We start from the raw sequence: 10360 nt of genomic DNA, 5'->3' as shown, positions 1-10360 counted from the left end.
TGACGGTGGTCACCGGCGTCATCTTCGTCGTCTGCGTCCTGCTGTTCCGCCGAGGCATCGTCGGGGAGATCGGGGCGTTGCTGAAGCGTTGACCGGCAAACCGGGATGGCATGCGACAGTGTGCCATCCCGCCCGGATTATGATGGCGCCGTCCCGGTACATAGCCCATACTTTATTGCGGTATATGGACTGGGCAGATGAACGACCAAGTCGCTGAAATCAAATCTTTGCTGCTGCAACTGATGTCCAAGCTGGACGCGAATTTCGCGGAACTGCGGCAGGACTTTGCTGAGATGAGGCACGACTTCGCCGTGATGAAGCAGGACACTGCTGCGATGAAGCAGAACGTCGTTGAGATGAAATCTGACTGGGCGACTTGAAAATCATCATCCGTGCGGATTGATTGACATCTCCAACCATGTCGGCGAGCAGCGCGGTGTGCTGATGGACCACATCGCCAAACCGCTTGAACACGCCCATCCACGCTGACGCCTATCCGCGCCGAACATCACTGCCCAATCGAATTATTTCTTTACGCCGCCCCGCTCCGAGGTTAGTTGTAGTCCGTTCGGATTACCTATTGGAGCGTGCGTGTCATGACGGTGTTCGGGTCGTTGACCGTAGAGACCTTCCGGAGCGAAGTGGGGAACGTGTTTTGGGCCGATTGTGTCCCGAAACCGGTCAAGCTGAAGCTGATCCGCCTGACCGAAGGCATGCCCACGCTGCGGGAATTCCGCATTCCCTTCACGCTGATCTTCGTCACGCCGAAAGACACGCTGCTGCTGGAAGGCGCTTACGACTTCAAGAGCGAGAGCGGGCGGGAGTTCCGGCAGATCCACATGTCGCCGATCCAGTCGCCCGGTCCGATGCAGGAATATCAGGTCATCCATAATTGATGACCTGACAGGCAGGGCTATCGTCCGGCGGCCAGCCCTTCGCGCCTGATATCCGCACCGCCAAGTAGCCTCCTGTCGCGGACGGCGATGATGCTGAGTCCGCTGGTGAGTTCAGTCGGCGCCACGGCATGGCCGCGCCGTTCAAGCTCCGACGCCAGATCCGTCACGGAAGTACCCGCTTCCAGCAGGGTCGCGGGCGCCTTGCCGTTGTTGTTCTGGGAATGCGGCAGGGCCGCCACCTGTTGCGGGTCCAGGCCCCAGTCGATCAGCGCCACGACACTCTGGGCCACATAGGAAATGATCGCGGAGCCGCCGGGGGAACCGAGGACGTATCTCAGCTTGCCGTCCTGATCGAAAATGACCGTCGGCGCCATCGAACTGCGTGGACGCTTGCCCGGCTCGACCCGGTTTGCCACGGGCTGTTCCGGCGTCCCGGCGGAGAATGAGAAGTCCGTCAGCTCGTTGTTGAGCATGTATCCCCGGACCATCCGGCCCGACCCGAAGGCGCTCTCGATCGTCGTCGTCATCGACACGGCGTTGCCGTCCTTGTCGACGATCGACATGTGGCTGGTCGCAGGAAGGTCGTGGTGGACACCCTCGATGAACATCCCGGTCTTGAAGGGCGGATCGCCGGCCTCGGCCACGCCCATATCCGTGTCGGGATCGATAAGCCGGCTGCGGGCCGCGAGATAGCCGGGGTCGAGCAGGCCCTTGACCGGCACGTCGACGAAATCGGCGTCGGCGACGTAGCGGTTGCGGTCGGCGAAGGCCAGCCGGTTGGCCTGGGTGTAAAGATGTACCGACCGGGCGGTATTCGGGCCGGCGGCCGCCATGTCGAAAGGCTCCAGCATTGCCAGGATCTGGGCGACCGCTATGCCGCCGCTCGACGGCGGACCCATGCCGCAGACCTTGTAGCCGCGATATTTGCCGCAGACCGCCTCCCGTTCCTTGACGCGATAGGCATCGAAATCCACGGCGGCAAGGTCGCCGGGGCGCGGTTCCCGCTTGACCGCCGCTATGATGTCGTCGCGCATCGGGCCGGAGTAGAACGCATCTGCGTTGCCATGGTCCACCAGCGCCATCACCGATTGGGCGTACTCCTCGTTTCGCAAAAGGATCCCGGCACCTTTCGGCGTGCCGTCGCCGTTGAAGAAATAGGACTTGGCCGTCGGGTCGTCGGGGATGCGGTCCGATGCCTTGATGCTGTCGGCAAGGCGCGGCGATATCTCGAAGCCGCCGCGCGCCAGCGCCACCGCGCGGGCGGCAAGGTCGCCCAGCGGCAGAGTGCCGAAACGGCGATGCATCTCTTCGATCAGGCGCGGAGTTCCGGGAACGCCGGTGGACAACCCGCTCTCGACCGCATCCGCGAAGCTCAACCCCTCGAAACGCTTTGGGTCTGCGCTGCCGGGAGCGGCTTCGCGGGCGTCCAGCGTGGTCAGCCGGTCGGTCTTCGCATTGTAATAGACCAGGAAGGCTCCGCCGCCGAGGCCCGAGGACTGCGGTTCGACCAGTCCCAGGACAAGCTGCGCGGCAATGGCGGCGTCGATGGCGTTTCCACCCTGCGCCAGGACGGCCGCACCGGCGCGCGAAGCCTCGGGGTTGGCCGTCACGACCATTTCCCGAAGAGTTTCGACCAGGGGCTTCTGGCGCGTACCGGTGGCGATCTCCGGAGGCAGGCTGTCGCCGGGCTGGAAGGCTTGTGCCGGAGAGACGACGGCGACGGCCGCCGTCATGGCCAACATTGCAACGAGCCTGCGCGCGAAACCCATGGGATACCCCTTCATGAAACTGAGTACCGGAGTATCCTAACGCGACCTGCGGCGACCCGGCTACATCCTTGAGTCGGCACCGCTCTCCCGCGCCAGATCACGTGCTTCCTCCAGCCGCTCCTCGCATTGGGCGGTGTCGCCCTGCCGGCCGGCGTTGCGGGCTCCCAGCAGTAGCGTCTCGATCTGGGCACGTTGGGCGTTGCCGGTTCCGGGAACTGTCCCCTGGGGAGCGCCGTCCTGCTGGGGCATCGCGGGTGCGGTGTTCATGCCGTCCGCGGTGCCGTTGGGCGGCTCCATCACGCGGGCGCTGCCGACGTCGGGCGGCTGGATCACGCCGCCTGACTGGGCGAGGCTTTCGCTGCTGGCGCCGCTCCGGGGGACGGTCGCCTGCGGCGAGGCCTCCCCTTTCATGCCCAGCGAATTGGCGAGCCGGTCCACTTCCGCCAGACAAGTGTTGTCCTGAGCACTGGCGGAAAATGCCGACAGGGAGGTAGCGCCAGCAATGAACAACGACATGAAAGCGATCGTACCGCGCATCTTAAACTCCTTGATTCGGATCGGTTAAGTCTCGATCCGCTGAGAGCAATACTCCGTCATACCTGACAACACGGATCGTCCCCATTCGTCTCTGCAACAAGTAGAGCGACCGCATGTTGAGGACTGGCTCGTTCCCCAAAAACCATCGGTCGTCGCGATCATGTCAGTGACTACGCCTACCCAATCGGTGACTGGTTCATCGTCTTCCAAGTCACCGTCCGCCCATTCCAGAAGGCCTGGGCACCGGCAGGTCACGGTGCCGTCCGCGGCGCCGCCGACCTCCACCGGCACCACGCTGGGGATCATGGTGGTGGTCGTCGCCGCCCTGTATTTCGGCCAGGACATCCTGATGCCGGTGGCGCTGGCTGTTCTGCTGAGCTTCGCGCTCGCCCCGATCGTGATCCGGCTGCGACGCTGGGGGCTGGGCAAGATACCGTCGGTCATCCTGGTCGTGCTGCTGATGTTCATGGTCATGCTGGGGTTCGGCACGCTGGTCGCCAGCCAGCTCGTCGATCTGGCGCAGAACCTGCCCAACTACGAGCAGAACATCCGCGCCAAGATCCAGAGCGTGCGCGGCGCCACCGAGGGTGGCGGCGGGGGAGTGCTGGACCAGGCGACCCAGATGCTGAAGGACCTGAGCAAGGAACTGGATCAGGCGACGGCGCCGGCGGCGCCGGGAGCGGTCCAGAGCGCCGGGGAAGCCGGGCGCGTCGATGTCCTGAGGCCGATCCCGGTGGAAGTCCACGAACCCCGCCCGTCCCCCTGGAACGAGATCCAGACCTATCTGGGTCCGCTGGTCGGCCCAATCGGCACGGCCGGCATGGTTCTGGTCTTCGTGATCTTCATGCTGCTGGAGCGGGAGGGCCTGCGCGACCGGCTGATCCGACTGGTCGGCGCCAACGACCTGCACCGGACGACCGAGGCGATGGACGAAGCAGGCGCCCGCGTCAGCCGCTACCTGCTGATGCAGCTCATCATCAACATCGCGTACGGCATTCCGGTAGCGCTCGGCCTGTGGCTGATCGGCGTGCCCAACCCGATCCTGTGGGGCGTGCTGGCGACCGTCCTTCGGTTCATTCCGTATGTCGGCCCCGTCATATCGTCGCTGTTCCCGATCATCCTGTCGTTCGCCGTATCGCCGGGCTGGACCGATCCGCTGCTCACCATCGGACTGTTCATGGTGCTGGAGCTGTTCAGCAACAATGTCCTGGAGCCTTGGCTGTACGGCAGCAGCACCGGGCTTTCGCCGGTCGCGATCATCGCGGCGGCCGTCTTCTGGATCACGCTGTGGGGACCGATCGGCGTGCTTCTGGCGACGCCGCTGACGGTCTGCATGGTCGTGATCGGACGCCACGTGCCGCAGCTTCAGTTCCTCCACGTAATGTTCGGCAACGATCCCGTCCTGCCGACCGAAACGCGGTTCTACCAGCGCCTGCTCGCCCGCGATCCGGAGGAAGCGGCGGAACTGGCCGAACAGGCATTCCCGGACAAGCCGCTGCCGCATGTCTACGACCATGTGGTGATCCCCGCCCTGCATCTGGCGGAAACGGATCGCCAGCGGGATGCGCTGGATGACGAGGTCCAAGCCTCCATCGCGGAGGGAGTCGACAGCGTCATCGAAGCGATGGACGACTACGAGGACCCGAAACCGGAACCCGAAGAGGACGGCGAAGCGGACCCGGAGGATATCGCCGCAGCGGCCGCCGCGGTACCGGCGGAGGCGGAACCTTCCCGCGGCCGCGTCCTGTCCGTCGCGGGCCGCAACGAGTTGGACCGCGCCTCGGCGGCGCTGCTGGCCCACCTGCTGGAGCGCCAGGGCATCAAGTCGGAAACGCTGCCGTGTCAGGCGATCTCGCTGCGCAACCTTTCGAAACTGGATACCAGCGACGTCCGGCTGGTCTGCGTCTCCTATCTGAACGCCGGTTCGGTCCAGCATGCGCGGCGGACCGTGCGCCGGCTGCGCGGCAAGTTGGACCGCCGCATCCCGATCGTCGTCGGCCTGTGGAGTTCCGAAGACGACGGACCCCTGCCCGACGACGCACCGACGCTGATCGGGGCCGACCGGCTGGAGACGACTGTTTCCGGCGCGGCAGCCTGGATAGGCGGCATGGCCGGGCGCCACGCAAATATTCCGGAGTAACGGGGGCTGATCTGGAATCCTCAGTGTTGAACCACATAGGATCGCGCAAAACTGCATAAGGGGATTGGCGTGACCGGAGTCCGTCTCATCATCGCCGAAGACCAGTTGCTGGTCGCTCTCGACATGGAGACGATCGTTACCAACGCCGGCCATGAAGTCTGCGGCATCGCGGCCAATGCCGACGAAGCACTGACGCTCGTGGCCGAGCATCGCCCGGATCTGGCACTTCTGGACGTGGAACTGGGCGGGACCGATGGGCTGGAAGCGGCCCGTCTGATCATGGATCGCTGGCAGGTGCCGACGCTGCTGGTGACCGGACATGTCACCATGGAGATCGCCCGCGATGTCGGCGTCGTCGGACTGGTGCGCAAGCCGTTCACGGAACGCACCCTGCTGTCCACGATCGATGCCTGTCTGGACTGGCTCAACCATGGGGTGGTCCAGCAACCCGTTCCGCCCGGCTTCATAGGTCCCGACATCGCGGGACCCGAAAACGACACCTATCAGCCGACGCCGTTCCGCCGGACGGAGAGTTGAACCGGCGAAACGGCACTCCTGCTTAGGACGCGGCTTACGGCAAGCCGCCGATACCCCCGAGCGTACCGGCCTTGGTACCGGTGCCGTCCGGGTCCTCGTCATGGCCGTACGGCTTGCCGTCGGCGTCCAGGGTCGGTGAGGCGCCCTTCTCCATCCGCTCTTCCTTGCCTGTCCGGATGGCCTCGTCTGGTTCGGGGCTCAAGCCCTGGACCGATGCCGATTCTCCATGCTGATTGTCGAGGTGGTGCGCGTCGCGCTCCATTATGACATCGGTGCGGCTGCGGATATCCTGCGGCCGCTGGCCGACGGGGTTGTTGCGCTGCTCCTGCGCTTCGCGGTCGCTGTTGCTCATGGCGGTTTTCCTGGCCGTTAGGGACATGACACCTCCAACAGCGCTCGGCTCGGTCCGTTTCGGAAAGTGTGTTCCCCGCCCGTTCAGGAACACGCTATCATGCGCAATGCCAGAATTTATTCAACCATTGCGGCGGATGGGACGAGCATCGATGACGATACGAAAAGACACCGCGTTGAAGCGTCTGGCGCTCGGCTTCACCGGCGCGGCGCTGATGCTCTCCGCCTCCGCATCGATGGCCGCTGAAAAGGCCAACGGCCTGACGCTGGAGCCGCCGGCGGGATGGCGCCGGGTGGAAGAAGGGCCGAACGTCGTCTACCGCGCCGACGAGTGCAGCCTGTCGGTGCTGGCGCCGCGTCCATTGGGAAGCGAACGGCCGGTGCCGTTCTTCCAGCAGACCTGGAATTCGGTCAAGGGCGCGCTCCGCGTCCTGCGCGAACACCCTCCAGCCCAGATGCCCACGCTGGACGGTTCGATCGGGCGGCATGCCTCGGCCGTAGTCGATTCCGGCGCCGATGAGCGCGCGATTGCCGTCTTCATGGCGAGCGACACGCGCAGCGCCCATTTCATGGTCTTCACCGGACCGGTTCCACCTTGCGATGGGTTGCTGGGCGATGTCGAAAAGGTCATGCGTAGCGTGTCGCTCAGCGACCGCGCAGCGGTACCGGAAAGGATGTAAAAGCGGAATAGGAAGGCAGGGATCTAAACTTCCGCATTACCGTCGGACCGGTCCTAGTTTCAATCGCCGGACCGACGGTAACGGAGACGCCGGTGGAAACCGGCATCTGTACGCGTACCCCCCAAGGGAACCTTGTTCTTGTCGCTGCTCTGGTTAACGAGCTTGGCCGGACTGTATATTCAAACAAACGTATGAGTCAATCAGGAAAGAACGTGCCGTTCCAGAGACCGGCGGGACGGCCCCCGCCGGCTCCGAGAAGACCGGCGGAACGGCGCCCGCCGGCTTCCGGACGTCGTTCCTACTGACGGCCGCGGATCGCAGCCAGACGGTCCGACAGGTTGGTCGGCGCCGCTCCCTTGCCCGACGCGAGGCGCAGCGCCTCGGCGATGTTCGGATCGTCCTCTTCCGGCTTGGTCGGCTTCAGAAGGCGGGCCTTGGCCGATGCGGCGTCCGCCGACGCCAGATCGCGGGCCGCCGCATCCTGCATCGACTTGAGGGCGACGCTGAGGCCGCTGGTGGCACTCGCCAGCCCGGCGGATTGACGGGCGGCTTCCGCGCGGCGTTCGGCCGCGTCGCGCTGCTGCTGGGCGCGGCTCATGTCGCGCTGGGCACGCTCCAGGTCGGATCGGGCGCGCTTCAGCTTGGCGCCGGCGTCGGCATAAGTCTGCTCCAGCATCTGGACGAAGTCTTGCGCGTCCTTGGCTTCCGCCTCTTCGCGCTCGATCTCCGGTGCCATCTCTTCCAGCATCGCGACCAGGGTGCCGAGGCTCTTCTCAAGCGCCGCCTTGCGGTTGGGATCGGTTTCGGAGGCGCTCTGGCGCTCGATCTGCTCGGCGGCGGCGAGGCGCTGGCGGGACAGCGCGTTGATCGCTTCCGCTTCCTTCTTCTCGCGCTCGTAGGTGGCGCGGGCCTGGGCGACCTGAAGGCCCAGATCGTCCAGGTGCTGCTCCATGGTGCGGAGTTCCGCCTCGGTCGCGGCCTGTGGGTCCCAGCGCACCAGGGCTTCGACACTGGCCTGAACGGCGCGGTCGGTCTTGACGCCGACGAGGTTGCGAATGAACGAGATCATCTCAGGCTCCTTGCCCAGAACAGTGATGTGGAAAGGGTCGATGCGGACATGGGGATCATCCGGCCATTGCGCCAGCGTTCAGCAGGCCGATCGCGATCTGAATTCCGGAGAGGGTCAGGGCCGCCGCGACGTTGCCGCCTTCGATCATCGGCCGGATGTCGCGGAACATCAGCGTCGCGATGCCGAAGGCCGCCAATTGGAGGACCAGGGCGATGATTCCCCAGATCACGATGTCCAGCACGAAGATGCTGGTCGCCAGCGTTGCGCCGAGCGGAATGGCGAGGGCGACGATGGTGCCGCTCAGCACGATGCCGGCCGCGATATTGCCGCCCCGCACCAGTTGCTCCTCGTGGAACGGCGTGATCCGCGTGTAGCAGAAGACACCCAGGGCCAGCAGCAGCAGGGTCACCACGAAATGCAGCAGCAGGACGGGGAGCCCCTGACCGAGACCGCTGAGAACGAGGCCGAAGTTACTTTCCATGGTAGGTCCTGGCTTCTTGTTGGTTGCTTGCCGGCTGGAGCGCGGCCGGTCGGATCGATTTCTGTCGGGTCAGGCGAGGGCCGGGTCAGGCGAGGGCCGGGTCAGGCGAGGGCCGGGTCAGGCAAGGGAGAGTGCGGCCGGATTGACGTCGATGCCGGCACGGACTTCCACCCACGCCTGCCCTCCCTGCTCGATGGCCGACACCATCACGTATTCCGTGGCCGGCGCCGGGTCGGCGGCTCCGGTCGGTGCGGCGTAGAGCATGGTGCTGAGCGTGCGGACCGTCATGCCCTTGACGTCGGTGCCGTTCTCATAGAGCGTGCGCGGCGGGACCCGCGACGCCCCCGGCGTCCACAGGCGCGGATAGACCTTGCCGTCCTTGGTCTGGAACTCGGGCCAGCCGATCATGCCCTCGGCGGGGTCGAGCCAGAAGGCCCATTCGTCCTCGCTGCCGGGATGAACCTCGTCCACCAGCGAGAAGAAGCGGCATTCGTCCGGCTGCCCCGCCGTGTTCAGGTGGATCTGGAAGAAGCCTTTCTCTTCCGGCAGGTAGAGCCGGTGGAGCGTCGCGGCGCCGTCGCTCACGGTCGAGACCATGGCGACGCTGACCAGCATGCCGCCGGCCGAAACGTCGGTCGGCTCCTGGACCTTGGTGCTGCCCGCCGCCAGGATGAACGGCGTCGGGTCCAGCGTCAGCGTCATGCCGACGCGGAACAGGGAGGGTGTATAGGTCTCGCCTGAAAGCTTCTGGCGGAGGATGTTGCCTGCTGTCTTCAGAGAACTCATGGAACCGTTACCTTCTCCGGAACGGGCGGGCCGTGCGCCCCGTTGCTTGTTCCACAGCCAGATCAGGAAGATGACGCCGCCGCCGACCAGGATGACGGCGACGATGCCGAACTCGCCGAACCCACTACCGGCGTCCGCGTCGGCCTCCGTCCCGTCGGCAACAGCGACTTCGCGCGGGGTGTCGGGCGGCAGGTATTCGGGATCGCGCGGCTGGTCCTTCTCCTCGGCCAGCTTGCCGTCGAGCGCCGCGAGTTTCTGGCGCAGGTCGGCGTTGTCGGCGGCCAAGCGGTCCGCCTCGGTCCGCCACTGCTGATAGCCGGGATCGTTCTGATGGTGATGGAAGAAGTCGCCGTAGCCGGGCCGGGTCAGGTTGTCCAGCAGGAACCACAGGAACAGCCCGTCCCAGATCCCGAATCGCGGCGCGGAACGGTAGGCGTAGGACGGCACGCTCCAGCCCCGGCTGCCGCTCCAGCCGCTGAAGCCCCGGTCGGCATAGCCGCGATTACCATAGGTCGAGCCGCTGCCGGAGCCCCAGCCCCAACCGCCGCTCCGCCGCGATCCGCCATAGTCGTAGCCCGGTGAATAGCCCGGCGAAGTAGGCGCCGGTGCCGCCACGGGCGGCTGGCGCTGCTGCTCCTGCTGGGCGCGGTAGCGGCCGAGCGCGTCTCCACCGGACTGGCGCGACAGGGACCTGTCGCCAGAAGACTGGGAGCCGTAATTGAAGGAACTGCCGCCCGGCGAGGACGGCCGCGCATAGCCTCCGCTGGTCGACGGCGTCCTGCTGCGGGACGTGCTGCCGGAACCGAACGACGGTGTGCGCGACACGCCGCCGCTCGGGCGCGAATAGCCGCCGGACGACCGTGAGCGCGCCTCCGCCTCCTGGACGTCCATCGTAATTTCAAGGTGGCCGGCGCCGAAGCGGCCGGTGTCGAGATGCATCCGCTCCAGCGTCGGAGCACCAGTCAGCACCAGCGCGGCGCCCAGTGTCGCCACCTTGAGCCATCGCCATATCATCTGCAGAAGCCGATCCTCCCGAACGGGTCGAGCCGCATGGATGCGGTCCGCTACCGTCAACCATCCAGACCGGGTTTTACTCCCACTCGGCACAAGACTG

11 protein-coding genes are annotated in these 10360 nt (G+C 65.6%); 5 read left to right on the top strand and 6 right to left on the bottom strand.

Features of this window, described 5'->3' with window-relative positions:
- Nucleotides 1–197: 197 nt before the first annotated feature.
- Together N826_RS31135 and N826_RS31130 are read left to right on the top strand one after the other, a co-directional pair.
- A complete protein-coding gene (locus tag N826_RS31135; protein WP_044435429.1) occupies nt 198–380 on the top strand; it encodes a hypothetical protein in 183 nt (60 codons plus the stop codon).
- A 216-nt stretch (nt 381–596) separates the two neighbouring features.
- Nucleotides 597–896, top strand: coding sequence for a DUF6916 family protein (locus N826_RS31130; protein WP_044435427.1), 300 nt, complete (start codon nt 597–599; stop codon nt 894–896).
- A 17-nt stretch (nt 897–913) separates the two neighbouring features.
- Here the strand turns inward: N826_RS31130 and ggt are convergent, their stop codons facing one another.
- On the bottom strand, nt 914–2629 hold the full coding sequence (ggt, locus tag N826_RS31125) for a gamma-glutamyltransferase (protein WP_244619720.1): 1716 nt from the start codon (nt 2627–2629) through the stop codon (nt 914–916).
- Nucleotides 2630–2725: 96 nt separating this feature from the next.
- A complete protein-coding gene (locus N826_RS40715; protein WP_052832356.1) occupies nt 2726–3202 on the bottom strand; it encodes a hypothetical protein in 477 nt (158 codons plus the stop codon).
- A 256-nt stretch (nt 3203–3458) separates the two neighbouring features.
- Between N826_RS40715 and N826_RS31115 the strand changes: the two genes are divergently transcribed.
- Both N826_RS31115 and N826_RS40710 read left to right on the top strand, forming a co-directional pair.
- Nucleotides 3459–5342, top strand: a complete 1884-nt coding sequence (locus N826_RS31115) for an AI-2E family transporter (RefSeq protein ID WP_044435422.1) — start codon at nt 3459–3461, stop codon at nt 5340–5342.
- Between the two features lie 69 nt (nt 5343–5411).
- Complete coding sequence (locus tag N826_RS40710) at nt 5412–5879, top strand: response regulator (protein ID WP_052832354.1); 468 nt, start codon at nt 5412–5414, stop codon at nt 5877–5879.
- Nucleotides 5880–5913: 34 nt separating this feature from the next.
- Here N826_RS40710 and N826_RS31105 read toward each other — a convergent pair whose 3' ends face one another.
- Nucleotides 5914–6231 (bottom strand): hypothetical protein, encoded by a 318-nt coding sequence (locus N826_RS31105; protein ID WP_044435420.1) that lies wholly within the window; start codon nt 6229–6231, stop codon nt 5914–5916.
- A 151-nt stretch (nt 6232–6382) separates the two neighbouring features.
- Between N826_RS31105 and N826_RS31100 the strand changes: the two genes are divergently transcribed.
- Nucleotides 6383–6910, top strand: a complete 528-nt coding sequence (locus N826_RS31100) for a hypothetical protein (RefSeq protein ID WP_147041109.1) — start codon at nt 6383–6385, stop codon at nt 6908–6910.
- Nucleotides 6911–7208: 298 nt separating this feature from the next.
- Here N826_RS31100 and N826_RS31095 read toward each other — a convergent pair whose 3' ends face one another.
- The 3 genes from N826_RS31095 to N826_RS31085 form a co-directional block, all read right to left on the bottom strand.
- Nucleotides 7209–7979 (bottom strand): hypothetical protein, encoded by a 771-nt coding sequence (locus N826_RS31095; protein WP_044435418.1) that lies wholly within the window; start codon nt 7977–7979, stop codon nt 7209–7211.
- A gap of 55 nt (nt 7980–8034) precedes the next feature.
- On the bottom strand, nt 8035–8460 hold the full coding sequence (locus N826_RS31090; protein WP_044435417.1) for a DUF350 domain-containing protein: 426 nt from the start codon (nt 8458–8460) through the stop codon (nt 8035–8037).
- A gap of 117 nt (nt 8461–8577) precedes the next feature.
- Nucleotides 8578–10260: a DUF2491 family protein gene (locus tag N826_RS31085; RefSeq protein ID WP_052832352.1), complete on the bottom strand. Its 1683-nt coding sequence runs from the start codon at nt 10258–10260 to the stop codon at nt 8578–8580.
- Nucleotides 10261–10360 lie beyond the last annotated feature (100 nt).

Source organism: Skermanella aerolata KACC 11604 (assembly GCF_000936425.1).
GTDB classification, from domain to species: domain Bacteria; phylum Pseudomonadota; class Alphaproteobacteria; order Azospirillales; family Azospirillaceae; genus Skermanella; species Skermanella aerolata.
Note: the sequence above shows the minus strand (reverse complement) of the source record. Positions and strands in the feature narration are given on the sequence as shown.

Coding starts and splice junctions, on each gene's coding strand:
- N826_RS40715 (WP_052832356.1), bottom strand. CDS start 3,202: ATGCGCGGTACGATCGCTTTCATGTCGTTGTTCATTGCTGGCGCTACC.
- N826_RS31085 (WP_052832352.1), bottom strand. CDS start 10,260: ATGATATGGCGATGGCTCAAGGTGGCGACACTGGGCGCCGCGCTGGTG.
- N826_RS31135 (WP_044435429.1), top strand. CDS start 198: ATGAACGACCAAGTCGCTGAAATCAAATCTTTGCTGCTGCAACTGATG.
- N826_RS31100 (WP_147041109.1), top strand. CDS start 6,383: ATGACGATACGAAAAGACACCGCGTTGAAGCGTCTGGCGCTCGGCTTC.
- N826_RS31130 (WP_044435427.1), top strand. CDS start 597: ATGACGGTGTTCGGGTCGTTGACCGTAGAGACCTTCCGGAGCGAAGTG.
- ggt (WP_244619720.1), bottom strand. CDS start 2,629: ATGACGGCGGCCGTCGCCGTCGTCTCTCCGGCACAAGCCTTCCAGCCC.
- N826_RS31095 (WP_044435418.1), bottom strand. CDS start 7,979: ATGATCTCGTTCATTCGCAACCTCGTCGGCGTCAAGACCGACCGCGCC.
- N826_RS31105 (WP_044435420.1), bottom strand. CDS start 6,231: ATGAGCAACAGCGACCGCGAAGCGCAGGAGCAGCGCAACAACCCCGTC.
- N826_RS31090 (WP_044435417.1), bottom strand. CDS start 8,460: ATGGAAAGTAACTTCGGCCTCGTTCTCAGCGGTCTCGGTCAGGGGCTC.